The following is a 24,935-nucleotide window of genomic DNA, read 5'->3' as shown; positions in this document are numbered from 1 at the left end:
ATCTTTATCCCAGTTTGACGTTATCGATGCCCACGATCTTGTCGTAGCACCAGTAGAGCAACAGAACGACCGCAAGCAGGATCGTCCCCAGCGCCGCTGCTAGCCCCCAGTTCAGCGAGGATGAAATGTGATACGCGATCCGGTTCGAAATAAAGACACCCTTGGTCCCGCCCACGATTTCAGGCGTGATGTAGTAACCAATGGCCAGAATGAACACGAGGATCGATCCCGCCCCAATCCCGGGAATGGATTGCGGGAAATAGATTCTCCAGAATGTCGTCCAGTTCGTGGCCCCCATCGACTTGGCCGCGCGGGTATAAGACGCTGGGATCGTTTGCATCACCGAATACATCGGCAGGATCATGAACGGCAGCAGAATATGCGTCATTGCAATAATCGTGCCAAACTGATTGTTGATGATCACAAGCCGCGCGTCATCCGCGACTAGCCCCAGCCAGACAAGCGTTTCATTGATCACACCCTGCTGCTGCAACATCACCTTCCATGCAGATGTTCGCACCAGAAGCGACGTCCAGAACGGCAAGAGCACAAGAATCATCAACAAGTTCGAAACACGCATTGGTAGGGTCGCCAACAGATAGGAGACCGGATAAGCCAGCAGAATACAGGCCCCGGTGATAACCAGTGACATGAACAATGTGCGGCCGAACAGCTTGATGAGAATCTGTTTGTCCTCGGGTTGCGATTGTGCCCCTTCGGGCGTGCGGCGCATGTCGACCGCGTTCAGAAAATAGCCGTTGGTGACTGCTGGCGAGTGAGTTTTGATCACCGCCCATGTATTAGGTTCACCCCAGCCATCGTGAATCTCTATCACTTGGTCCTTGAACGGCCCGTCGGTTTCGGGGTCCATCTTGCCAAGTTTCCGTCCCGAGCGGCGGAACATCGAAGACATGCCGGTTTCTTCGTAGTTCAGACGCGAGCCCAGTCGGGTGTGTGTCTTGTTGTCCACTGCCACGACCATGTCTCGAACAAAGGCGTCATAGACGGCCTCATCAGGCAGTTCCCCACTGTTCTCATCCCAGCTTTGCAACGCCTCGACTGTCAGGGGCAGAGTCTCTTGCACGATGCTGTTTTCCACAGACCGGAACAACATCGAGGCAATCGGGATGATGAATGAAAACAGAACGAAGAGCAGCAACGGTGCTACCAGCAAAAGAGCCCTCAGTTTTTGTCGTCGCAACGAACGGGCCAGGGATTGCTTTAGCGGCGTTCCATCAGCGGCCAACATCGGACCGGTATTTTGTTGGGTGGCGTCAGTCATCAGTGCCCCTTGGGTACTCTTTGGGTCGAGGGCGATGAGCCGCCCCCGACAGTCCTATGAAAGCAAACGCTTATTGCGCCAGCCATGCCTGGAACTTGGCATCGATATCGTCGCGGTAGTCAGCCCAGAACTCGTAGTTGTACAGGAACGTGTTCTTGGCGTTTTCCGGATCGGTGGGCATGTGCGGTGCCATGTCGATACCCAATTCGGCATGCTGTCCCACAAGCGGTGCTGAAGAAGCACGAGCAGGGCCGTACGAGATATACTTGGCTTGATCCGCCAGGCGCTGCGTGTCGGTCGCGAACATGATGTAGTCCAGCGCACGCTGCTGACGTTCTTCGCTCAGGCCTGCGGGAATGATCCAGCCATCCAGATCAAAAACCTGTGCGTCCCAAAGCATGGCAACCGGCTGGTTCTGCTCTTCGATCACACTGAACAAACGGCCGTTATAGGTCGAGCCCATAACAACTTCGCCATCAGCCAACAGTTGCGGCGTGTCGGCACCGGCGGACCACCAGACAACGCTGTCCTTGATGGTGTCCAGCTTGGCCAGAGCCTGATCCTGCCCTTCCGGGGTTGCCAGCACGTCATAGACGTCGTCTTTGGCAACGCCGTCGCACAACAGAGCCCATTCCATGTTGTTGATCGGACGTTTCTCAAGCGAACGCTTACCCGGATAGGTTTCTAAGTCGAACACCGCGCAGATCTCGGTCGGAGGGTTGTCTCCGACCAGGTCGGTGCGATAGCCGAAAGTGGTCGAATACACGATTTGCGGGATAAAGCAGTCGCTGACCAGCAGATCGCCGAAATCCTCGGATGCAGGTGTGCCATCAGGTGCAGGAGCCAGCTGGCTGTCAAAGTCGATTTCCAATGCCAGACCTTCGTCGCACAGACGAATCGCATCCGAAGCCACAACGTCTACAACATCCCAAGTGATGTTGCCGGCTTCATTCATCGCACGCAGCTTAGCAACAGCTTCGTTAGAGCTGTCATCGTTCAGGATGGTGATCCCTGTCTTTTCCGAATAGGGCTCGTGATACGCTTTCAGCTGCGATTTGGAGTATGCGCCGCCCCAAGAGACGATCGTCATTTCTTCGGCCATAGCACCGCCAGCAATTGCGGTAACTGCAGTGGCCAGCAGAGTGGATTTGGTAACTTTCATAGTTAACTCCCTGTTTTACCCGTTATTTTTAAATTTGAAGACCGGATCACGGGGCAACCCGATCATCTGAGTGTCCCGCGTGCCCGGGCGGACCGCACGGGAAATTTTCGTCTCAGGCGTCCAGCGCCCGGCAATCCTGAGCCAGCCAGCCGATCTCGACTTCCTGGCCTGGATGCAGTTTCACCGCATCCGGCGCGTTCCGGGTTTTGATGATGAAGTCATCATTCCCCGCCACAGACAGACGGAACCGGAACACATCACCCATATAGATAAACTCTTTCACCGTTGCCTTCAGAGTGTGCGCATCGGCATGCAGGCGGTCTTTGTTGAACTCAACCCGTTCAGGGCGGATCGATACCTTGGTGCGTTCACCTGCATTTTGAACGTTGACCGGCTTGGCGTCGATCTCAGACCCATCGTCCAGCGCCACGACACATGAATCGCCGTCAATAGATTTAACAACACCTTCCAACGTATTGTTTTCACCGATAAACTGCGCGACAAAGCTGTTTTCTGGTTCCTCGTACAGAAGATCTGGCGGTGCCAATTGCTGAATACGCCCGTCATCGAACACGGCAACTCGGTCCGACATAGTCAGCGCTTCGGTCTGGTCGTGCGTCACGTAAACGGTGGTAATCCCCAACTCATGGGCCAAGCGGGTGATTTCGAATTGCATATGTTCGCGCAACTGCTTGTCCAGTGCGCCCAATGGTTCGTCCATCAAAACCAACTCGGGTTCGAACACCAACGCCCGCGCCAAAGCAATCCGCTGTTGTTGGCCGCCCGAAAGCTGAGCCGGACGGCGGCTGCCAAAGGCCCCCATCTGAACCATGTCCAACGCTCGTTTGACCTTCTCTTCGCGTTGGTCCTTGCCCATCTTCCGTACTTCCAGAGGAAAGGACAAGTTCTCGGCAACGGTCATATGGGGAAACAGGGCGTAGTTTTGAAACACCATCCCGATTCCGCGCTTATGCGGCGGGATATTGTTGATCGGACGCCCGTCCAACATGATCTCACCGTGCGTGGCGGTTTCAAACCCGGCCAACATCATCAAGCAAGTTGTCTTACCGGACCCTGATGGGCCCAGCATTGTCAGAAACTCACCTTTTGGCAATGAGAGGTTTAGATCTTTTACAACGAGTACTTCGCCATCATAGGACTTCTGGACACGCTGAAACTCGACGAACGCTGCGTCATTGGACATATACCGACTTGGCTCCCTGTGCGGCCTGTTGTTTGCCCGGTTTATCCGGATCTCAACGACCTATTGACGCCATTTAAGGACACGCGAGGCGCAGCGCGCAACCAAAATGTGTCGGTAGGATGACAATTTTTGAATCAAGCATCCCACCTCTAAGCAGAATTCAACCTCCTCATGTGCCAAGCAAGGCTTTGATTACTTGATAAAACAGGCTGGTTTAGGCGATCTTCGAGACCGGGGACTACGTCAAAAGTTATTATATTTGTGCAGTTTACAAAAACAGCTTCAACTAATGGATTAGCCCCTAGCTTAAGCGCTGCATCAATGATCGAGCTCCGTGAAATGCGCGCCACTTTCGATTCTTTCGCCTCTAAGAACGGGTCAAAAACGTCCATTGAAACCCCGTTTTCAGCAAAAGCCTGCGTAACGGCTCGTTCACTTCTTCGATATACGGTGACAACAGTGCAGATTTCTAAGTTCCCAGATGCACCGCGCAAGCCGAGGCAGTACGCAGAGGGTTTGTGACCACAGCGGCGTTCCAGGTGTTTTTTTGGGGTCATACGCTCGATGTGCGCTGAACCGCTAACCGAACTGGCCGAAGTGCGTCCACAACCAACAACCTTCTACGAGCGGATTTTGGGTATAATATCTGCGGCCGCGGGCAGCGCCTTTTCCATTTCCGCCAGTGTATCAACGGTCACTTTGGCCCCGCTAGCAATAGGCAAAACATAAATCTGACAGGGCCGGTCGGCGAAATACGCGTTGAACTCAGGTTCAATTGTTTCGTCGGTCTGAAGCACTATCAGTCCATTGGCGAAGTCATAGGGTCAACCCCATCTAGCGTATACGAAAGATAGGTCATATCCGAGGTAACTCCGTTCTGGTTCGACGGCTGATGAGACGCGGCTCCTCTTCGCTGATAGCGATGTTTCCTTGGTGAAGGAACGAACCTCCGGCTCATTGGTCAGCAACAGCGTCGATGGGACTGACTGTTCCATCAGGCGCCGCGCGGTCTATCTGCGACTGGAACTCAAAAGGTTCAAAGTCATTCATTCCGCGATTTCTGAGACAATGCACAGCACCCGGGCGTTGGGACCTATGCCCAACCCCTTGCGAACATCGGCGTTCATGGCAGCGGCAACACCCGCCCCACCCGACGCAGTAGTGGCGATTCCAACGTCGGCCATGGCTGGAAGATTCTCGGTCACTTGTTCATCGCTCAGCGCCAGGAAGCTATCGGCATCCCGAGCCACTCCATTTAGGGCAATTAACGACGGCTCCTTGCAATCCAGACGTCCCATAACGCTGTCTGGGCCATCGGAAAACCCGCAGGCGCCCACCTCGACACTGGCCTGTAAGGCCGGTGCTGCGTCAGATTCAACTACGATGATCCGTGGCTCTTGCCCCCAAACCGTCCTTATATAGGCCGCGGCCGCTCCGGCCAATCCACCGACACCAGCCTGCAGTATGATATGGGTCGGCACCTGCGAACATTGACGCACTGCTTCGGCGGCCATCTGTAGATACCCTTCCATCAAAGTATGCGGCAGATCGTAGTACCCATCCTAAGAACTGTCCGATAGCAATATCCATCCGTTGTCCTGCGCTACTTTGTTGGCGGCTTCCATGCTGGCGGCATAGTCCACGCCCTCGCGAACAACAGCCGCACCCTGCTCGCGCAGACGCTCGACAAAGCTCTCAGGTACGGTATCTGCGATATAGATGACGGCCTCGGCACCGAACCGTCGCGCGCCCGACGCAACGCTCATCCCGTGGTTACCCGCACTGGCTGTAACGTAGGTGCGACCTGCCAGTATCGAGGCATCCGGGTCTTCCGCGATATCCGCCGCATGGCGCGCTATGACAGTGGCCGCACCCAGGGCTTTGAACGACCCCAAGCCTATCCGGTCGCGCTCATCCTTCACCCACAGGTTTGCAACGTCTGCCAACCCTTTCGCTTCGGTCCGAGGTGTTTCTTTGTCCGACAGGTAGCGGGCGATCAATTCTGATGCACGCGCGACATTGATCGACGGGAACGGTGCGGCCTCGATCAGTCTCTGGCCGCCACGATGGGGGTTGGATGTGATTTTTAAGTGAGCGTCTTTCCTGAGTTGCCCATTGACGTGACCGCATTCGTCCAGTTCTGTCAACAAAACGCGATCACCGAAGGGAGCCCCACATGGCCCACGCCAACCCGGCCTTCAGCCAGGCTGAATATGACCGTCGGCTGTCAAAGACGCGCACCGCCATGGCCTCTTCCGGGCTGGATGCTCTGTTCGTTGAAGATCCGTCGAACATGGCATGGCTGACGGGGTACGAAGGCTGGTCCTTCTATGTCCATCAGGGCGTGCTGGTGTTGCATGATCAGGACCCCATCTGGTGGGGGCGCAATCAGGACGCGAACGGCGCGCGGCGAACTGTGTGGATGCCAGATGAACGAATCCACGGCTATGCGGACCACTACGTACAATCCACCATCCGCCACCCGATGCAGGACCTCGCGACCCTGATCCGGGATTGCGGGCTGGCTTCTGGACGGATCGGCGTTGAACTGGACAATTACTATTACTCGGCCAAAGCGCATCTGACATTGCTGGCAGAGTTACCCGAGGCTGAACTGGTTGACGCGAACGCACTGGTGAACTGGCAGCGTGCGGTGAAATCCGACGAGGAAATCGCCCTGATGCGCAAAGCTGCCCGAATCTCGGAGCATGTGACCGACGGCGTGTTGGAGCGAGTTGAACCCGGCCTACGCAAAAACGAACTGGTCGCCCAAATCTATCACGACGCGATAGCCGGCTTAGGCGACGACTGGGGCGATTACGCTGCCATCGTTCCACTCTTACCCTCAGGCCCCGATGCGGCCGCGCCGCATCTGACATGGGATGGCGCGCCCTTCAAATCGGGTGAGTGCACATTCTTTGAGCTGTCCGGCTGCTACCGCCGCTACCATACGCCTTTCTGTCGGTCCGTTTTTCTGGGCCAACCCCCGGATCATATGCTGCGGGCTGAGGCGGCTCTGGTCGAGGGTCTCGAAGCCGGTCTCGACGCCGCCCGTGCCGGCAATCAAGCGCGCGACATTGCGCTTGCTCTGGCGGCACCGCTTGAACGTGCCGGAATCGAACGCGGCGCGCGCTGCGGCTATCCGGTGGGTCTCAGCTATCCACCGGATTGGGGGGAGCGCACGATTTCCCTGAGACCTGAAGATGAGACCGTTCTTAAACCCGGCATGACCTTCCATTTCATGCCCGGCCTCTGGATGGACGACTGGGGTCTTGAAATCACCGAGTCGATCCTGATCACCGAAACCGGCCCTGCAGAATGTTTTTGCAACCGGCCGCGCAAACTGTTCGTAAAACCATGACTCTGCAAAGCACCAAAGAAATCCTAGGGGACCTGATTGCCTTTGAAACGGTGTCCGCCGACAGCAACCTTGAGATCATCCGCTATCTGACCAAACGGCTTGAGGCGTTGGGCGCGCGGTGTATCGAGACACGGGATGAAACCGGAGCCAAGGCCAATGTCTTCGCAACATTGGGACCGGACATGCAAGGCGGCATCCTTCTGTCCGGCCACACAGACGTGGTGCCAGTGGCCGATCAGGACTGGACCACAGACCCATTTCAGATGACCGAGAAGGATGGCAAGCTCTTTGGGCGCGGCACCTGCGACATGAAGGGGTTCATCGCTGCGGCACTGGCCTTTGCCGAAACGCTGGACACCAGCAAACTGACCCAACCGCTGCACTTCGCCTTTACATATGACGAGGAAACCGGCTGTTTGGGCGCGCAAAACCTCGTCAACGATCTGTCCGAGCGCGGTATAGTCCCGGATATCGCCATCATCGGCGAACCGACTGAGATGCGGGTGATCGAGGGGCACAAGGGATGCTTTGAATACACCACCAGTTTTGTAGGGCTCGAAGGACACAGCTCGGCCCCGGACGATGGTGTAAACGCGGCGGAATACGCGGCGCGTTATATCGGCAAGTTGCTGGAATTGCGCCACATTCTGAAATCCCGCGCACCAAATGGCAGCCCGTTTGAGCCACCCTGGACCACGGTCAATGTCGGACGCATTTCAGGTGGAGTCGCCCATAACGTGATCGCCAGCAAGGCCGAGGTCGCGTGGGAAATGCGCCCGGTGCAGTCCAGCGATGCCGATCTGGTGCGCAAGACATTGTCGGACTACGTGCAGCACACCCTGTTGCCCGAAATGCAGGCCGTTCACCCCGAGGCCAGCATCACACAAGAAGCCGTGGCCGAAGTCGAAGGGCTTGAACCCATGGATGAAAATGCCGCCCGCGAGCTTGTGGCCGAATTGACTGGGGCCAATGGCACCGGCGTCGTCGCCTTCGCCACAGAGGCCGGGCTATTCCAGCAGTTGGGCGTACACGCAATTGTCTGCGGACCGGGCTCTATCACGCAGGCGCACAAGGCGGACGAATACGTCGAGATTGAACAGCTCGACCTGTGTTGCCGGATGCTAAACCGTCTTGGGCGCCGCCTGATCGCTTAACCAAGGCCGTGCGTTCGGTCATAGGCCGAGCGTGCGGGTTGTACATGCGCGGCACGCGCTTCCTCACCCGGATCATAGACCTCCATCACCAGAGGGTAACAGGCGGCAACGTCCGATGAATGCTCGGACGAACAATCGCCTCCGGGACAGGCAGAAAGGCCAACGATCAGATCGATCTCGGCATAGAATTCGAGATAGTCCCCGGGGCGTACCGGACTGGCTTTCATGAAATACTGCCCCGTATCACGGGTGAAGCCAGTACACATAAAGACGTTCAGCACGTCATGCACCAACATCTCGGCGTCATGCAGCGGCAAGTCGCAATGGCTGGCCAGTGCGCGGGTCAGGTTGGAGTGGCAGCAATAGTGGTAATCGTCACCGGACAACAGCCGTCCGGTATAGGGATCGCAGCGCGTACCGATCACGTCATGGACCGAACCGCCAAACGCATCGAACCCGTACCAATCCAACGTGTCATCAACGACGGTCGCCATCGGGCGCATGTTCGGAAAACTCGACCACATACGGTCTCCGGTCGACAGATGGGTGCCATGCAGCGCGCGGGTCTTGCCCGAATAGAACCTTTCAGTCAGGTCATGCTTGTTCCACATATTCAGGTCTCCGACCTGTGGACCCTCGACCGAAAGCACCCGAACAAAAGCTCCGGCGGGCACGTCGATACATGCAGCATCCCTTGGGGCTGCTGTGACCTCCGCGGTCTTTTTAGACTGCCGTCGTAGCTTGGCCAGCGCAGTCAGCTCAGGTTGCTGCAGCGTCTCGGGCGGGTAGCAAATCACTGGTGAAATGGCTTTTCGCTTATCCGCATCCGCCGGTGCCGCGAAATTCGGGTTCTCCAGTTTCATCAATGCACTCCCCTTTTTTAAGCAGGCTTAGCGCATTACGAACGGGTTCGCCATCGGCTCTTTCTAAGAGCAGATCCAGTTGGTGTGGTTCGGGAGCAATCCGGGATTGGCGCTTCCCCACCCCGAGTCTATAGCGTTATTGATTAAACCTGTGGAACGGCGCGCTTGAAGTGATCGAGCGATAATCACTCGGCAATTCCCCGATCTGATCCGTTTCGATACCCGATGCGCCCGTACCATAACCGCGTGGCGCGCGCCCTCTGACCGTTCGAATACGCATCCAGGGCAGCAACGCTTTTGAAGTCTTGGTTCACCTGAAATGGGAACATGCAACGCAATCCGTGCACCCATCGAATGCCCATAGGGACAATAGGTTCTGTAAAGTTGCCAGAACCGGAAATGGGGACCGTCCTCGTGACTGTACTGATCGCAAAGCATGCTCTGACTACCGGTCGGGTCACAGGTGCCATCGTAGCCACCTCCGCAGAATCTGAGGGATGCTTTTCTTACAGGTCAACGCTGTTCGCCCGAAGTAAATGCCCTTTTGAATTGGTTTACCGAAAAACCGGGTGCCAATAGGCCTGCCTAAAGTCTGATTCAGACAAGTCGATGTCGCATCTGAGGATATCCAAGCACCTCAAATTAGTGAATTCTGGCGAAAAAGGTCCGATTCATGAGATACTCCGGCTTCCGAGTCATCAAAGAGGCGCTAACCGGCCACAAAGGGTGGAAACCGGTATGGCGAGAGCCTGAACCCAAGGCGCATTACGACATTGTCGTGATCGGCGGCGGCGGCCACGGGCTGGCTACGGCGCATTACTTGTCTAAAGTCTACGGTCAGCGAAACGTGGCCGTCGTCGAAAAGGGTTGGATCGGCGGCGGAAATGTGGGGCGGAACACGACGATTGTCCGCTCGAATTATCTGCTGGATGGGAATGAACCGTTCTATGAGTTCTCCATGAAGCTGTGGGAAGGGCTGGAACAGGACCTGAACTACAACGCCATGATGAGCCAGCGCGGGATTCTCAATCTGTTCCATACGGATAGCCAGCGCGATGCCGCCATACGACGGGGCAACGCAATGATCCTGAACGGTGCGGATGCCGAGCTACTCGATGCTGAGCAAGTGCGCAAAGAACATCCCTATCTGAATTTCGACGATGCCCGGTTCCCGATCAAGGGCGGCCTTGCCCAACGGCGCGCCGGAACCGCACGGCATGACGCGGTGGCCTGGGGCTTTGCCCGTTCAGCGGACACGCACGGTGTCGATATCATTCAGAACTGCGAAGTCACCGGTCTGCGGATCGAGAATGGCAAATGTCTGGGCGTCGAGACGACCAAGGGCTTTATCGGCGCAAACAAGGTAGGTTGCGCAGTTGCGGGCAGTTCTGGACGCGTGATGGGAATGGCCGGGATGCGACTACCCATCGAAAGCCACGTGTTGCAGGCGTTTGTGTCGGAGGGACTTAAGCCTGTACTGCCTGGCGTCATCACCTTTGGCGCAGGGCACTTTTATGTCAGCCAATCCGACAAGGGCGGTCTGGTTTTCGGCGGTGATATCGACGGCTATAATACTTACGCTCAACGCGGCAACCTGCCTGTGGTCGAGGATGTTTGCGAAGGCGGCGTTGCCCTGATGCCAATGATCGGACGCGCCCGTCTGCTGCGGATGTGGGGAGGTGTGATGGACATGTCGATGGACGGCTCACCCATCATCGACCGCACACCGGTCGAGGGACTCTATTTCAACGGCGGCTGGTGTTACGGTGGGTTCAAGGCCACCCCGGCCTCGGGCCATTGCTTTGCGCATCTGCTGGCGAAGGGCGAACCGCACCCGGTCGCCACAGCCTATCGCCTCGACCGGTTCCAGACGGGCCGGATGATCGACGAAAAAGGCGTGGGCAACCAGCCCAATCTGCACTGAGGGGAACCGCTTCATGATTATCAACCATCCCCTTCTGGGCCCGCGCGATGCCTCGGAGTTCACCTATCTCGGTGACGCGACCCTGATCGACCGTCCCGATTGGCAGGCTGAGAACGCGTCAGAGGCATTCCATGAATACGGCTACGTGCGCGACAATCCCGCCGGTGAGCATCAGGAGCTCTGGTATCACGAAGCCGGGGACCGTTCCTGGCTGGTCGTTACGCGCAACACGCTGACGCATGAGATTTCAAAAGTAGAACTGGCCCGCGATGTGGCCCGCGCACGGGGGCGATCCAAATGACGCAGAGCAACAGGCTTAATGGCGGCCAGATCGACCGCAACACCTCTTTGTCCTTCAGATTTGACGGGCGCAGCTATACCGCGCATCCCGGCGATACTTTGGCCTCGGCCCTGCTGGCCAATGACGTGCGACTGATCGGGCGGTCGTTTAAATACCACCGACCACGCGGGTTGCTGACCGCCGGATCCGAAGAGCCCAACGGCATAGTCGAATTGCGCACCGGCGCGCGGAAAGAACCCAACACCCGCGCCACGACAATCGAGATGTTCGACGGGCTGGAAGCGCATTCTCAGAACCGCTGGCCCAACCTGAAATTCGATGCCTTGGCAGTGAACGACCTGTTCTCGAACTTCCTGTCGGCGGGGTTCTACTACAAGACCTTCATGTGGCCCGCTGCGTTCTGGGAAAAGCTCTACGAGCCGATGATCCGCCGCGCCGCCGGTCTGGGGTCCCTGTCGATGGAGGCTGACCCCGACGAATATGACAAGGGTTTCCGTCATTGCGATCTTCTGATCATCGGTGCCGGGCCTGCTGGTCTGATGGCGGCCCTTACCGCAGGGCGCGCCGGTGCCGACGTCATTCTGGCCGATGAGGATTTCACCCTCGGCGGTCGCCTAAACAGCGAGACTATGGCGCTGGGCGACCAGAATGCCTCGGACTGGGCGGCACGAGCCGTGGCAGAACTATCGTCTCTGCCCAACGTCCGGCTTATGCCGCGCACCACTGTGATCGGTGCGTTTGATCACGGCATCTACGGCGCGGTGGAACGGACCGGAGATCATCTGGCCACCCTGCCCGCGGGCAAGCCTCGTCAGATTCTGTGGCGTATCTATACGCAAAAAGCACTGCTTTGCGCTGGGGCTACCGAACGCCCAATTGCGTTCGAAAACAATGACCGCCCCGGCATCATGATGGCCAGCGCCCTTCGGACCTATGCCAACAGGTTTGCGGTCACGGCGTCTCAGCGTGTGGCGATCTTCACCAACAACGATGACGGCCACCGCACTGCCGCCGATCTGCACGCAAAGGGCGTCAAGATCGCCGCCGTGGTGGATGTGCGCGAGGACGCCCCCACCAGCTATGACTACGAAGTGCTGAAAGGCACTCAGGTCACGAATACCAAAGGCCGCCATGGGTTGAGCTTTGTCGAAGTCTCCTTGCCCGATGGTTCAACCCGGACCTTGGATTGCGGTGCACTGGGTGTGTCCGGGGGCTGGAACCCGAATGTCCATCTGACCTGCCACCAGCGTGGTCGCCCGGTCTGGAACGAAGCGCTGGCGGCTTTTGTTCCCGGTGGCGAACTGCCGGTGGGCATGTCCGTGGCAGGCGCGGCAAACGGAATCATGTCGACCTATGGCGCCCTGCAATCCGGCGCAGAGGGCGCGGCCAAGGCGCTGGATCTGACCAGTGCTCTACCCGACCTGCCCGTGTCCGAAGACGCACCGGTCACGCAGAAACCGTTCTGGTACGTTCAAGGCTGCAAACGCGCCTGGGTGGACCAGCAGAACGACGTGACCGTCAAGGATGTGAAGCTCAGCTATCAGGAGGGTTTCCGCTCGGTCGAGCACCTGAAACGCTATACCACGCTGGGCATGGCGACCGATCAAGGCAAGACCTCGAATATTGCAGGGCTGGCGATCATGGCCGAGGTGGCTGGCAAGTCGATCCCCGAGGTTGGCACCACCATCTTCCGCCCGCCCTATACCCCTGTCCCGATTGCAACCTTCGCAGGCCGTATGAAGGGACAAGAATTCCACCCCACTCGTCTAACTCCCTCGCATTACTGGGCCAAAGAGCGCGGCGCAGTGTTTGTCGAAGTCGGCAACTGGCTGCGTGCTCAGTGGTTCCCCCTGCCCGGTGAGACGCACTGGCGGCAATCGGTCGACCGCGAGGTGCGCCAGACCCGCGCCTCGGTCGGGGTGTGCGATTGTACGACGCTGGGCAAGATCGATGTTCAGGGTACGGATGCAGCCGAGTTCCTGAACCGCATCTACGCCAACGGCTTTGCCAAACTTGCCGTGGGTAAAACCCGCTACGGCCTGATGCTGCGCGAAGACGGGATGGTCATGGATGACGGTACCGCCGCACGGCTGGCCGAGGATCACTTCGTCGTCACCACGACTACGGCCAACGCGGTAAGTGTCTATCGCCACATGGAATTCGTGCGTCAGTGCCTTTTCCCGGACATGGACGTTCAACTGATCTCAACCACTGAGGCTTGGGCGCAATATGCGGTAGCAGGACCGAACTCGCGCAAACTGCTGCAAAAGATCGTAGACCCGGAATTCGACCTGTCGAACGAGGCGTTTCCTTTCATGGCCTGCGGCAACGTCACCGTTTGCGGCGGTCTGCGCGCTCGACTGTTCCGGATCTCGTTCTCCGGCGAACTGGCCTATGAAATCGCTGTTCCGTCCCGCTATGGTGACGCGCTGATGCGACGTCTGATGACCGAAGGCGAAGAATTTGACGTTATCCCATACGGCACCGAAGCACTGGGCGTGATGCGGGTCGAAAAGGGTCATGCGGCAGGCAACGAGCTGAACGGTACCACTACGGCGCTGAACCTTGGATTGGGCAAGATGGTGTCTAAGAAGAAGGACAGCATCGGCTCGGTCCTGTCCGAACGCGAGGCGCTGGTCGAACCGGATGTTCTGCGGTTGGTAGGTATCAAACCGCTACAGCCCGAGGACAAGATTACCGCAGGCGGTCATCTGATGAACACTGACGGCCCTGTGGATGCCGCGCACGATCAGGGCTACGTCACTTCGGCCGTCTATTCGCCAATCCTCAACAGCAATATCGGTCTGGGCCTCGTGAAAAACGGTGCCGAAAGGTTGGGCGAGAAGATGCGCCTGGTCTCGCCACTCACCGACCTGACCGTCGATGTCGAACTTGTTTCGGCCCATTTCGTCGACCCTGAAGGAGAACGTCTGCGTGCATGATCTTGTTGCAATAACCGCCCTGGGCGGACCTGAACCGCGCGTGGATACAATCGGCGGCGTCACTTGCACCGAAGTACCGGACATTGCTCTGGCCTCAGTCGCGGCGCGGATGGGGAAAGAAAGCAAATCCACCAAAACCCTGGCGAAGTTGATTGATGCGCCCACACCCGAAATTGGCCGCTGGACTGGCGCTACGGTCAGCGCGTTCTGGGCTGGGTCAGATCAGTGGATGGTTGAGGCACCATTTGACACCCACGAGGACTTGGCTGCACAGGTCGAGGCCGCGATGGGTGATGCTGCGTCGGTCACGGAACAGACTGACGGCTGGGTTCGGTTCGATCTGAACGGAGACAATATTCCGGCTGTTCTGGAACTGCTATGCCAACTCGATCTGCGCAAGGTGAGCGAGGGCAGCGCCGCGCGCTGCTCGATCCATCACATTGGGTGTTTCGTACTGTGCCGGACGGCCGAGAATTACAGTATATACGGCCCACGATCCTCAGCCGGGTCGCTACATCATGCCATTGTAACTGCAATGCGTTCAGCTCTGTAGAACGCCGGTCAGACCGATGGTAACGGCGCATTATCTTCGACTCGGAAACGGTTGATTCTGCGCCGATCTTCGCTGGGACTCAGACCAAAAGCGGCGCGGTAATGCGTGACCAGAGGCGCCACTGAACCATAGCCTACGGCCAGAGCGATCTCGGGTATCGGATCCTTGGTGTAAACCACCATCTGCCGCGCCGCCTTCATGCGCATTGAACGGTAATAGTGACTGGGGCTCTGGCCCGTGGCCTGCTTGAACGCACGCTCGATCTGGCGAGGTGTTACCTTCATGTTCTGCGCCACCTCTGCGATCGAAATCGGCTGACTTAGACGCCCTGCAAACAACTCCACGCATCGCGACACCAGCGGCGGCAGACTGTCGCCCGTACCCGGCGCGTTGGAACTGGGCACCTGCTGACGCACCCCTGCCCCGCGCATCATCGGATGTTGGAACCAACAGGCGACCTCGTGCGCGACATCACCCCCCAGCCTGTCCTGAATCAAGTGCAAAGCCAGATCGAACCCCGCCGCCGCACCGGAAACAGTTGTTCGGCTGGCGGTCCGGACGATCACTTCGCTGCGAGCATCCATATCGGGAAATTCAGCTTTGAACGCGGCCTCATAGCACCAGTGAACCGAGACCGGATGACCTTGCATGACGCCCGACCGAACCAAGGGGAATACACCTGCGCTGATCCCGCCCAGAACCGCGCCGTGTCGACCCAAGCTCCGCAACACACCGTTTCCGAAACTTGGGTCATCAAAGACCGAGGTTGGGCTGCTGAGCAAAAACAATATGCCAATGTCCTTGCACTCGGCCAGTGACCGCTCGGCCTCGAACCCAACACCCGCACTGGATTGAACTTTTTGCCCCTTCTCTGAGACCAAGCTCCAGCAGAACGCCTCTTGCCCGGCGATTTCGTTGGCCGCCCGTAACGGCTCGATCACCGAAGTCAGGCAAGCCATCGGAAAACCGTCAAACAGCAGAAAGCCAATCTCGATTCTGTTTTCAGTGCGCATGGGGCCGTCCTAACAGGAAAACTGCATCAACCCTATGCGAAGTTTACGCCCAACGGATCAGCCCAATGACGGCAGAAGTTGCATAAAACCCTTGCAGCAACAAAAAGGTCCAGCGGCGGTCAATGACAGCCCAAGCGGCAAACAGGCCGGACGACAAAAGCAGGAGTGTAAAACCCAGTAGCTCCGCCCCGATGTTCGAGGCGATCAGCAACGCATAAGCCATCGCCAGCACTGACCCAGTGATTTCAAAAACCGTCGTCAAACCACGGCGCGAGTTTTCAGCTATAGCCATGCCTCACCCCTTCCGCTTGAGAAAATCGATCAGCAGAGCTGAGATGCGTTCGGGCTGATCCTCCATCGCGAAGTGACCGCAATTGTCCAAAATGTGCAGCTCGGACCCTGGAATAGTGCCGTGCAGCTTGTGTGCCCAATCCACAACCTGCCACGCATCATCTGCGCCCCAGATCAATTGCACCGGCAATGCGCCCAGCTTTTCATAGGCGATCGTATTCGTGTGCCTGGGATCGTAGTGACCAACCTGATGTTGGAACAGGCTACCTTGCCCAATGGGGCCACTTATGAAGTCGAGATACGTGTCCAATGACGTCTGAACCAAGCGCTCTTTGTTCTGCACGGCCGAAAGCAGCCATTGCTGGAAGTGCGTCCTGTGATCTGCGTCCGGCGCATCAACCAACGGCTGCAAGCCTGCTTGCATCTGCTCTTTGGTACGCTTGGACGGCCAGCTATCAAAGCTGACGACGTCGATCAGGGTCAAAGAACGGACCCGCTCCGCCGACTGAACTGCAAACCGCGGGGCCACGGCGCCACCTATGTCGTGGGCAATGACATGCAGGTCATCCAGCCCCCATAGGTCCAGCAGACCCTCAAGGATCGGCACCTGCCCGGTGACTGAGGTATCAACCGACGAATCCCATGGCCGTTCGGACATACCAAACCCTAACAGGTCATACACATGAACTTGTAGCCCGCGTTCACCAATTCCGGCAGCACATCGCGCCAAATGAAAGAGGAGGATGGCGTACCGTGGATCAGCACAACAGGTTCCCCCGCACCATATGTGCCGTGCGCAATGCGGTTGTTGTTGATCAGAGCGTGATCGGTGACGAGGTGTGACATGGTTGGTCTCCGAGGTTTTGTCTTTCCTTGTGACTAGACCAACGCTAGGATGTGACTCAAATGAATGATTGTCATCTATCAATCTTGTTTTGTCATGGCGATGTAAATGAACGAACGGTTGGAAATAGACGCTCTGCGCGCTTTACTGGCTATCTCCGTACATGGTGGAGTGACCCGTGCGGCAGAGCATCTGGCCCTGTCGCAATCGGCCGTTAGCCATAAGATTCGGCGGTTGGAGCAGGCGTTGAATTGCGACCTGCTGGCTCGTCGCGCCGGAGGCCCGTTGTTTACCGATGCCGGCCAGCGGCTATGCGATTATGCCCGCCGGATCACGGAACTGCATGACGAAGCGCTGGCTTCTTTGGGTAAGAAACCTCTGACCGGTGCAATCCGATTGGGCATGACCGAAGACACCACCACCAGCGGTATTGCAAGAATACTGGGTCGTTTCACACGTTTATACCCAGACGTTCAGGTCCGCACGCGGACCAGTCAAAGTCTGAACGTACAAGCTTGGCTAAAAGCTGGAGAACTGGACGTGGCGGTGATGCAGATCTTTCGACGGGACGTATTGCCCGATGATCTAGTCCTGTTTGAAGACAGTCTGCACTGGGTCAAGTCGCCCGGTTTTCGCGTGGATGTATCGGCCCCCGTACCTTTTCTGTCTTTCGACAGCCAGTGCTTTTACAGGCAATGGGGCATCGGTAACGGGCCGCATCGCTTCGACAGCGTATTGGAATGCCCCAGCGCTGCGGGCATCCAATCCGCCGTGCGCTCTGGACTTGGCGTTGCGCTGCTGAATGGCTTGCACATCACCCCGGATATGGAGGTTATAGACGGCCTTTTCCCAGATCCACCCGGCATTGCGTTCGTCGCCCGCACGTCTCTGAAACGACGAAACCCGGCAGCGATGGCATTGATTGAGGAAATCCGCAAAGAAGTCGAAGCAGCCATCCCCCTGCGGGTTGCGGGCTAAACAACGGCGTCAGAACTCCAACTGCTTTTACGACTTGAACAAACGTTGCCGGCGGCGTTCGATAGACTTTCGGAAAGCCAAGTCACTGAACAAGGTCAGCGGGAGCAAAACCCGTTCACCCAAGCCGTCAATTATGACCAACTTACCACCACGCTCCTGCGCGCGAACGATGTTTTCCAAGCCCATATCACCAACAATGATCCGCCCACGCTCAAGGTCGTCCAGCAACTCCAAGAATTCCTCACGCAGTTTTTTGCGAGCCTCGGAGCCCCTTGCCAATGCATCCCTCTCGGACTTTAGGGTCGGCGCAAGATCGCCATTCGGTCCGGTCAGTTTTTCAACTACCAGAGCTGGCCCCTCAGAAGTCGGCGCATACCCCATGAATCGGGCTAAACGTTCGATTTCAGGACAGCCGCGGTTCAGGGCAGCAAGGTATTCATTCGCCTCACGATTCCACTGCCGAAGGTTACCGTACCGCCGCGCCGCATAGCGTAGCCAAACATGGTTTGGCGCGGGTTCATCCACCCGGACTTTCAGCAATGCACCCTCAAGTTCAGGGTGCTGAAAGATCTTATAGTTGTTACTGTCGCGCAGAGGAGTGTGGCCACTAAGGTCAATCATGTCTTTCAGGTCCAATTCATGAAAAATCCGCTTCCATAACAACGTCAGAAGCTGAATTCTGTGCCTTGTCTTAAAGGGTTCCTAAAACCGTTACAATTGGCCTTAAGGTCATGCATCAACTACAGCAAAGCACCGCCGTCACTGGCAAAAACCTAAGAACCTAAACCGAATATTCAGCTACCGTAACTGATCTCGACACTGGCATTGGTGCCATACCCTTGGCCAAAACATACGAATGTACCGCGTTCAACTCGACTTCTATCACGGGGATAGCGAACCACTCCTATGCAGGCAATGAAACAGGTTTTGCTGAAACACCGACCCAACTGCCAAATCGCAAGAACATATGACGCTTCGGCCGCGAAATTCGAGTTTCGGTCGGGATGGTCACTTAACGGTTACTTGGCGCTTGGGCTTCAACGGATCAACTCACTCGAAACGCGGTGCGTAACCACCATTTGGAATAGACAGGCGTATGAAATCATCACGCCCTAGTCCGCATAGAACGAAAAGAGATCCTGTCTATTTGAGCAAAGCCACCTAGGCGCATACCGTCGATCAGGTCGCCAGGAAGGCCGACCTATCAATTAGCCTGAAGCGCGCCAATCTTGAAAAGTTCATGACCGGTGAACGCAAACTGACCTATATTTCGGACGATGACACTGTGCAGTCCGAGGGCGCTGGCGTGCAGGATCTGGTAACGCTCGCCAATGACTTTGTTCAACCAGCGTTGGTAAGCTCAACCAGCGGTGAAACGATGGAAACATCTCGGTGCGCCACTTGCCCCATGGTTTCACTTCTATGTACCTTGTCGGTTCGTGGCCCCCAAGGCCCGTAGCAGACAACGCGCGAAGGACTTAGTTTGGCTACGACCGGTTCTCAAACTTCACAGTCAGGCTTTTTTCCGTCGCCACACTTTGACAGCACAGGATGAGGCCGTTGGAGATGTCATCATCTTCCAGCGCCATACGTTTTCTCATATGCACGGCTCCTTCTGTCAGGCGGGCCATACAGGCGCCACAGACACCGGACTGGCAGCTAAATGGCGGGTTTAATCCGGCAGATATGGCCGCATCAAGTATTGTTTGTCCGGCAGCTATGGGAACCTCAGATATTGTGCCGTCCAACGAGATTTGAGCGACCGCGTCAATTCCTTCTACGCTCAGGTCGCTTTCCAGATCACCACCAAAGCTCTCCGTGTGGATGCGGTCATCCGGAACGTCCAGACCGAGCAAAATTGCACGAACGTCCGCGTTCATACTGCCGGGACCGCACACCCAATATTGGGCGTCCTGTGCAACAGGTGGAGCCTCGGATAGAACTGCTTTGATTGCGTTTGCATCCAAGTGCCCGTTGCGCCAAGGCGTAAACCAACTCAGCAGTGAGGGTCGGGACAGGATGTGGCGAACAGTTAAACGCTGTGGGTATCGGCTTTGCAACTGTTCCAATTCCTCCCGGAAAATGATGCTGTCAGCGTTTGTGTTGGCATAGACTAAGTGCGCCGTGGAGTGCGGCTCGTCTTCCAAAACGGAGTTGATCATCGCAAAAAGAGGCGTGATACCGCTCCCTGCCCCAAAAAAATAATGAGTGCGGCGTTTCAGAGCGCCGGGCAGCAGGGAAAATTGACCGAAGGGGGGCATCACGTCAACGCTGTCGCCTTTTGCCAGCGTGTCACCTATGTGATTGGAAACAACGCCGTCCTTCACGCGTTTGACCGTGATGCGCAACTCCGCGCCCGGAGGGTTCGAAATCGTATAACTACGTCTGTATTTCTCTCCACCAATTGTGAATCTGACGGTCAGGTGTTGCCCCGCCGTCCATTGATATTGTTCCGTCAGGGCAGTCGGGACAGCGAATGTGACACTGGTGGCTGCGCCACCGATCTCTTTTCGTATCTCCGACACGACAAGGGCATGAAAATCATTTGGCATGGCGTGTTTCTTCAGCGGTAATCATAGGTCGTGGTCAACGAGCGGATGGCCGTCCCGCCAAGATATGGCTCAAATACGAACTCATCCGTTTGTAGCATCCTGCCTTGGTACCCCTTCCAATTGTAATCGACGTGGGTCACGGCAGTGACATGCGAAATGCCCTGCTCTATGCGCGACGCAATCTCGGGCTCGGTTCGCTTGGTTTCCGTGTATCCCTGCAACGCCTCCGCAAGTTCGGACTCCTCCGAACCCGTATCGTCTGCAACACGGTACGAGAAGACATCGTCTTTTTGGCCAAACCCGTATTTTATGATGATCCGGTGTTCGGCATCGGGGTGCCAATCGGTCCAAGTTGCTAACAAGCTTTGTTCGTCCTGAGCCTGCACGATCCGCGCGGCAACGTCTTCCGGAGCATCTGCGTGCGCCGTCAGCACCAGGACAGACGCAAGCAGTACGCCGGCAAAGGTGGCTTGTACTGGTTTCATGACTTTTCTCCGCGGATCTCAATTATCTTGCAAAAATTCCAACACCGCTTTTTGGTGCTGTGTGATCGGGCTTTCACCAACCCCGGCAGGGCCAATTTCAAAATAAGGGCTATTCAGGGATTTCTGCTGCTGTTCGCAGGCATAGATATCTTCGGCCGTAAAATCACCGGACGCCATCGGATCGTCTTCACTGGTGACGTCGTCCCCTTGATATTTCGCACCGCTGAAATCCTTCCAGAAACTCCAGCTTTTCCACTGTTGTTTCTGAAATGCCCACTCCGATGCATTGGCGAGTTTTGTGCGGTTCTCAACCCGCGTCAGATCAGGTGCCAACGGGGTAATGATGAACAGGTTCCAGCTTTCCTCGCTGGCCCCGATGCCAATACCGGGAAACAGCATCGGAACCCATGCACCGACGTGAGGTTCGGGGATCGTGCGCGGCATCGGAAGGTTGGCTTCATGATCCTTCGCATAAGCTGCGGAAGGGGGTTCCCAGAAATGATAATGAGGGCCTTTCCACCCGTATTCAGCCTTTGCATGGTCATACATGTGCAGCGTGTTCGAATGCAGGTGGCTCAGGTGATAGACGTCGATGTAGTTTTCAACGACGATCTTCCAGTTGACTTTGATCTCGTAGCTATTGCGACCTTCGGGATATTCGACCAGTTCCTCGGGCTTATGAGGACCCAAGAACGGATCAACTTCTCCGAACCATTCAGCAAGGGACGGCGCGTCCGGGGCTGGGTGAACGAATAGCATCCCGCGCCAGACATCCACGCTGGCTGGTTTTAGGCCAAGGCAAGATTTGTCGACGCCGCCGGGGAATTCGGTGGCTTCGTCGGGAACCGAAATCAGGTTGCCTTCCAGATCATAAGTCCAGTCGTGATATGGGCAGGTCAGCGCCTTTTGCGTCTTGCCAACTGCTCGTATCAACTGGGTGCCTCGGTGGCGGCAGATATTGTGAAACGCGCGCAGCCGATGGTCACGCCCCATGACAATGAAAAGATTGTTCAGCCCTGCCTGTACCGACAGGTAATGCCCAGGACCCGGAATGTCTTCGACCAGCCCGGCAAAGCGCCATGTGCGCGAAAAGATGAGGCGTTGCTCTCGGTCAAACCAGTCTTTTGAAGTGTAGGCCTCAACAGGAAGATGGTGGTACATTTTGGACATCAAGGCACCTCAGGCAAGCAGATGAGCGTATTGGGGGAACAGGCTGGCGGCGATCATCATCAGACCCAGCACGGCCCATAGGCCGACAATGGCCCAGTAGAGAACCGGATCGTCCTCACGGTTGATTTCGAACACAAGAAAAGCCTGTCCATTCATAACCGTCGGAACGATCCACCAGACGAAAAGCACCCCCCAGACCCAATAGAGCCCAAGTATGGTCGCGACCAACAGGATAGGCAGAGCGATATAGTTTGCGGTTCTGGCCAAGTTCATTTTTTTGCCTCTAGAGCAGTTGCCAGCATCGAGGCCGCCAGTTTCAGTTCCGCGCGCCAGGCTTGAGGTGGGTCCAGAGGGGACAAGGCATCCATACTGACAAATATCGCGGAAATCCCCTGCGTCGCGGCACGGATGTTTGCGTCCGAAGCGGATTTGGCCGCGCGCCGGAGGATCGCCTCAACAACGTCCAAAAACTCTGTGAGACTTTCCATCAGACCTTGCCGCAAGTCCGGTCGTTCTGGCACCGCAGTCACCAGTGCCTGATAAGCCAGCATCAACCGAGGATCGGTCCCGCTGTCCTCCGAAAACAACAACTCCACAAGGTCCGATGGCAATGCATCTTCGGGCAGAGCTTGGCACAACCCTTCCAAAGAATCTGCAAAACCAGCAATCACATATTCTGCAAGCGCAGTGATCATTTCATCCTTGTTCCCAAGGTAGTGACGCAACAACGGCCGCTTAACACTGGCCTCTTCCGCAATCCGCTCTTGCGTTGCGCCGTCGAGTCCGAACCGCGCCACACACGTCAAATAGGCGTCGAGTATCTCGTGAGATCTTTGGTCTTTCAGCGAAGGTCGTGGCATCTGCACCCCTTTTATTGTCACTGATGACAATTAATGTAAGAAAATATTTTGTCAATGGTGACAATAAAAATTGGGAAGCAAACGGCGAGAGCTTAACCGTTGATCAACGCTCAGCATTCCCGAGCCCATTGGGTTTGAAAGGAACACATTCTTTTCTTCTGATCCTTCTAAGTTTGACAGAATCCGTTCTTGGTGCTTACCTGACACCAGCACGTCGACAGAAACCAAAATTTTCTTTCTTATCAGCACACTAAGGCGTCGAACCAACCAGTGTATAAACTCTGGAGAATTCACTATGGAATTGATCACTGAACAGCTCCGCACCTTTCCAATTATGGCACTCTTTTTGTGTCTGGGTCTTGGGTACGGCGTCGGCAAATTTCGGGTCGGCAAGTTTGAACTTGGCGGCATTGCCGGCACCTTGCTGGTGGCAGTGTTCGTGGGGCAGATCGGAGGCATCAACCTCAGCACGGACGTCCAGAACGTGTTTTTCTCGTTGTTCATTTTCATGGTCGGCTACAACGGCGGTCCGCAGTTTTTTGCCGCACTGAACCGAACGGCACTGACCAAACTTCTCGCCGCCTTCATGATGACCCTGTGGGGTTTGTTCTTTGTTATCGTGGTCGCCAGACTAGCCGGATTGGACAAAGGGCTGGCCGCAGGGTTGGCGGCAGGCGGGTTGACGCAATCGGCCATCATCGGCACCGCTGGCAACGCCATCGATTTGCTCGGTCTCGCTGCGGATGAGGCCGAGAAGCTCAAAACCAATATCGCTGTAGGCTATTCGGTCACCTATATCTTTGGCTCTATCGGCCCCATTCTGGCGGTCAGTGTCATTCCGATCATCCTTCGCGTCGACCTGCGGCAAGAGGCGATCAAGCTGGCCCAGAAACTCAGCGGCGGAGGTCGCAAGTTAGAGGAAGGCGAATTCCTTCCGATGAACCGCTTCGATGCACGCGCCTATCAGGTGAATGCCGAAGCCTCGATTACGGGCCAAACGGTGAAAGCCATCGAAGGTGGATACGACGGCGATCTGATTGTCGAAAAATTGTTGCAAAACGGCACCCCGGTTGACCCGACTCCTGAAACTGTCGTCAACGCGGGTGACGTGATCGTCGTATCGGCGCTGGTTTCGAGCCTGACACAGTTCGAGGGCACCGCAAGTGGTGAGATCGGAGAATACCCGCCCGAACTGACGGTTGTTGAAGAACGCCGCAACGTCGTGATCACCAACCGCAAGCTGGCAGGCAAAACCCTGTCGGAGCTACGTGAAGCACTGACTGCTGATCAGAGGCGCGGCGTACATATCTCAAAGATCACGCGCATGGGGCATGACGTGCCCGTCCTGCACAACACCGAAATCCACGCGGGCGACGAGGTTTCAATCGTCGGACACAAGGATGACCTGAACCGGGTGTCGAAAGTGGCGGGCTATGTGCCGCCTTCGGCCTCGGTCACGAATTTCATCGCTTTGGGGATCGGTGTGGCCATCGGCTATCTGATCGGTGAGATCAGCTTTGTCATCGCGGGCACGAAAGTGGCGCTGGGATCCGGCCTTGGTTGCCTCGTGACCGGTTTGATCATCGGTTACCTGCGTATCCGGCGGCCCAAGATCGGCGGCATCAACCGAGGCGCCGCAAATTTTCTACAGAGTTTTGGTCTGGCAGTGTTTGTCGGCGTTGTTGGCCTGAATGCAGGGAAGCCTGCGCTGGACGCCATTCAGGAATATGGCATTACCTTGCTGTTGCTGGGTGTCGTCGTAACGCTGATGCCGATGATCGTGCAATTCCCAATAAATTATTTCGTGCTGCGGATCAAAAACCCGGTCGAGGCGTGCGCGGTGGTCACCGGGTCTCGTTCGGGCAATCCCGGCTTTGCGACTTTGCTGGAAAAGGCCGGGAACTCGACCCCGACGCCTGCGTTCACCATGACCTACGCGGTGGCGAACATTTTCCTAACTCTCTGGGGGCCGCTGGTCGTCGCCTTCGTGCCGTAA

25 protein-coding genes and 1 pseudogene are annotated in these 24,935 nt (G+C 56.5%); 9 read left to right on the top strand and 17 right to left on the bottom strand.

Annotated elements, in window-relative coordinates:
* Window positions 1-4: 4 nt before the first annotated feature.
* The 5 genes and pseudogenes from ABLN94_RS08530 to ABLN94_RS08510 all read right to left on the bottom strand — a co-directional run bounded on the left by ABLN94_RS08530 (window position 5) and on the right by ABLN94_RS08510 (window position 5,648).
* On the bottom strand, window positions 5-1,282 hold the full coding sequence (locus ABLN94_RS08530; RefSeq protein ID WP_352991574.1) for an ABC transporter permease: 1,278 nt from the start codon (window positions 1,280-1,282) through the stop codon (window positions 5-7).
* Window positions 1,283-1,352: 70 nt separating this feature from the next.
* The gene (locus ABLN94_RS08525; RefSeq protein ID WP_170487312.1) at window positions 1,353-2,444 is read right to left on the bottom strand and encodes an extracellular solute-binding protein; all 1,092 of its coding nucleotides are present in this window, start codon (window positions 2,442-2,444) and stop codon (window positions 1,353-1,355) included.
* A 112-nt stretch (window positions 2,445-2,556) separates the two neighbouring features.
* Window positions 2,557-3,648, bottom strand: a complete 1,092-nt coding sequence (locus ABLN94_RS08520) for an ABC transporter ATP-binding protein (RefSeq protein WP_352991572.1) — start codon at window positions 3,646-3,648, stop codon at window positions 2,557-2,559.
* Between the two features lie 149 nt (window positions 3,649-3,797).
* Window positions 3,798-4,040, bottom strand: a complete 243-nt coding sequence (locus ABLN94_RS08515) for a hypothetical protein (protein WP_352991569.1) — start codon at window positions 4,038-4,040, stop codon at window positions 3,798-3,800.
* A gap of 654 nt (window positions 4,041-4,694) precedes the next feature.
* Window positions 4,695-5,648, bottom strand: a pseudogene (locus ABLN94_RS08510) (pyridoxal-phosphate dependent enzyme).
* Between the two features lie 176 nt (window positions 5,649-5,824).
* Here ABLN94_RS08510 and ABLN94_RS08505 point away from each other — a divergent pair.
* Window positions 5,825-7,009, top strand: coding sequence for a M24 family metallopeptidase (locus ABLN94_RS08505; protein ID WP_352991566.1), 1,185 nt, complete (start codon window positions 5,825-5,827; stop codon window positions 7,007-7,009).
* Window positions 6,967-8,163, top strand: coding sequence for an acetylornithine deacetylase (gene argE / locus ABLN94_RS08500; RefSeq protein WP_417750512.1), 1,197 nt, complete (start codon window positions 6,967-6,969; stop codon window positions 8,161-8,163). Before ABLN94_RS08505 ends, argE begins: the two co-directional genes overlap by 43 nt.
* On the opposite strand, the gene ABLN94_RS08495 is transcribed toward argE, so the two are convergent.
* On the bottom strand, window positions 8,160-9,026 hold the full coding sequence (locus ABLN94_RS08495) for an urea carboxylase-associated family protein (RefSeq protein ID WP_352991563.1): 867 nt from the start codon (window positions 9,024-9,026) through the stop codon (window positions 8,160-8,162). The genes argE and ABLN94_RS08495 overlap by 4 nt on opposite strands.
* 185 nt (window positions 9,027-9,211) lie before the next feature.
* A complete protein-coding gene (locus ABLN94_RS08490; RefSeq protein WP_352991561.1) occupies window positions 9,212-9,355 on the bottom strand; it encodes a hypothetical protein in 144 nt (47 codons plus the stop codon).
* 344 nt (window positions 9,356-9,699) lie between these two features.
* Here ABLN94_RS08490 and ABLN94_RS08485 point away from each other — a divergent pair, with 344 nt between their 5' ends.
* Genes ABLN94_RS08485 through ABLN94_RS08470 form a run of 4 tightly spaced genes read left to right on the top strand, consistent with a single transcriptional unit; the run spans window position 9,700 to window position 14,746 of the window.
* Window positions 9,700-10,950 carry a sarcosine oxidase subunit beta family protein gene (locus ABLN94_RS08485; RefSeq protein WP_352991559.1) on the top strand — a complete coding sequence of 417 codons (1,251 nt, stop codon included), beginning with the start codon at window positions 9,700-9,702 and terminating at the stop codon, window positions 10,948-10,950.
* Between the two features lie 13 nt (window positions 10,951-10,963).
* On the top strand, window positions 10,964-11,251 hold the full coding sequence (locus ABLN94_RS08480; protein ID WP_352991556.1) for a sarcosine oxidase subunit delta: 288 nt from the start codon (window positions 10,964-10,966) through the stop codon (window positions 11,249-11,251).
* Window positions 11,248-14,193, top strand: coding sequence for a sarcosine oxidase subunit alpha family protein (locus tag ABLN94_RS08475; protein ID WP_352991553.1), 2,946 nt, complete (start codon window positions 11,248-11,250; stop codon window positions 14,191-14,193). Before ABLN94_RS08480 ends, ABLN94_RS08475 begins: the two co-directional genes overlap by 4 nt.
* A complete protein-coding gene (locus ABLN94_RS08470; protein ID WP_352991550.1) occupies window positions 14,186-14,746 on the top strand; it encodes a sarcosine oxidase subunit gamma in 561 nt (186 codons plus the stop codon). The genes ABLN94_RS08475 and ABLN94_RS08470 overlap by 8 nt, the downstream gene beginning before the upstream one ends.
* Before the next feature lie 8 nt (window positions 14,747-14,754).
* Here the strand turns inward: ABLN94_RS08470 and ABLN94_RS08465 are convergent, their stop codons facing one another.
* Genes ABLN94_RS08465 through ABLN94_RS08450 form a run of 4 tightly spaced genes read right to left on the bottom strand, consistent with a single transcriptional unit; the run spans window position 14,755 to window position 16,896 of the window.
* A complete protein-coding gene (locus tag ABLN94_RS08465) occupies window positions 14,755-15,759 on the bottom strand; it encodes a GlxA family transcriptional regulator (protein ID WP_352991547.1) in 1,005 nt (334 codons plus the stop codon).
* A gap of 43 nt (window positions 15,760-15,802) precedes the next feature.
* Window positions 15,803-16,051, bottom strand: coding sequence for a hypothetical protein (locus ABLN94_RS08460; protein WP_170487290.1), 249 nt, complete (start codon window positions 16,049-16,051; stop codon window positions 15,803-15,805).
* Window positions 16,052-16,054: 3 nt separating this feature from the next.
* On the bottom strand, window positions 16,055-16,732 hold the full coding sequence (locus ABLN94_RS08455) for an alpha/beta fold hydrolase (protein WP_352991544.1): 678 nt from the start codon (window positions 16,730-16,732) through the stop codon (window positions 16,055-16,057).
* Window positions 16,717-16,896 carry a hypothetical protein gene (locus tag ABLN94_RS08450; protein ID WP_352991542.1) on the bottom strand — a complete coding sequence of 60 codons (180 nt, stop codon included), beginning with the start codon at window positions 16,894-16,896 and terminating at the stop codon, window positions 16,717-16,719. Before ABLN94_RS08450 ends, ABLN94_RS08455 begins: the two co-directional genes overlap by 16 nt.
* A 106-nt stretch (window positions 16,897-17,002) precedes the next feature.
* Here ABLN94_RS08450 and ABLN94_RS08445 point away from each other — a divergent pair, with 106 nt between their 5' ends.
* Complete coding sequence (locus ABLN94_RS08445) at window positions 17,003-17,872, top strand: LysR family transcriptional regulator (RefSeq protein ID WP_352991540.1); 870 nt, start codon at window positions 17,003-17,005, stop codon at window positions 17,870-17,872.
* A 27-nt stretch (window positions 17,873-17,899) separates the two neighbouring features.
* On the opposite strand, the gene ABLN94_RS08440 is transcribed toward ABLN94_RS08445, so the two are convergent.
* Window positions 17,900-18,493, bottom strand: coding sequence for a YrbL family protein (locus ABLN94_RS08440; RefSeq protein WP_352991537.1), 594 nt, complete (start codon window positions 18,491-18,493; stop codon window positions 17,900-17,902).
* Window positions 18,494-19,112: 619 nt separating this feature from the next.
* On the opposite strand from ABLN94_RS08440, the gene ABLN94_RS08435 reads away from it, so the two are divergent.
* The gene (locus tag ABLN94_RS08435) at window positions 19,113-19,331 is read left to right on the top strand and encodes a hypothetical protein (protein WP_352991534.1); all 219 of its coding nucleotides are present in this window, start codon (window positions 19,113-19,115) and stop codon (window positions 19,329-19,331) included.
* Between the two features lie 28 nt (window positions 19,332-19,359).
* Here the strand turns inward: ABLN94_RS08435 and ABLN94_RS08430 are convergent, their stop codons facing one another.
* From ABLN94_RS08430 to ABLN94_RS08410, 5 genes are read right to left on the bottom strand one after another with little or no spacing between them, the layout of a single operon-like run.
* Entirely contained in the window at window positions 19,360-20,424 is a 1,065-nt protein-coding gene (locus tag ABLN94_RS08430; RefSeq protein WP_352991531.1) for a ferredoxin--NADP reductase, read from the bottom strand.
* An 11-nt stretch (window positions 20,425-20,435) separates the two neighbouring features.
* The gene (locus tag ABLN94_RS08425) at window positions 20,436-20,909 is read right to left on the bottom strand and encodes a hypothetical protein (RefSeq protein WP_352991528.1); all 474 of its coding nucleotides are present in this window, start codon (window positions 20,907-20,909) and stop codon (window positions 20,436-20,438) included.
* An 18-nt stretch (window positions 20,910-20,927) separates the two neighbouring features.
* Complete coding sequence (locus ABLN94_RS08420) at window positions 20,928-22,079, bottom strand: aromatic ring-hydroxylating oxygenase subunit alpha (protein ID WP_352991525.1); 1,152 nt, start codon at window positions 22,077-22,079, stop codon at window positions 20,928-20,930.
* Window positions 22,080-22,088: 9 nt separating this feature from the next.
* Window positions 22,089-22,352: a hypothetical protein gene (locus ABLN94_RS08415; protein WP_352991522.1), complete on the bottom strand. Its 264-nt coding sequence runs from the start codon at window positions 22,350-22,352 to the stop codon at window positions 22,089-22,091.
* Window positions 22,349-22,939, bottom strand: a complete 591-nt coding sequence (locus ABLN94_RS08410; protein ID WP_352991519.1) for a TetR/AcrR family transcriptional regulator — start codon at window positions 22,937-22,939, stop codon at window positions 22,349-22,351. The genes ABLN94_RS08415 and ABLN94_RS08410 overlap by 4 nt, the downstream gene beginning before the upstream one ends.
* 295 nt (window positions 22,940-23,234) lie before the next feature.
* Between ABLN94_RS08410 and aspT the strand changes: the two genes are divergently transcribed.
* Window positions 23,235-24,935 carry an aspartate-alanine antiporter gene (aspT, locus tag ABLN94_RS08405; protein ID WP_352991516.1) on the top strand — a complete coding sequence of 567 codons (1,701 nt, stop codon included), beginning with the start codon at window positions 23,235-23,237 and terminating at the stop codon, window positions 24,933-24,935.

Origin of the sequence: Ruegeria sp. SCP11, assembly GCF_040329455.1 — a bacterium.
GTDB classification, from domain to species: domain Bacteria; phylum Pseudomonadota; class Alphaproteobacteria; order Rhodobacterales; family Rhodobacteraceae; genus Ruegeria; species Ruegeria atlantica_E.
Note: the sequence above shows the minus strand (reverse complement) of the source record. Positions and strands in the feature narration are given on the sequence as shown.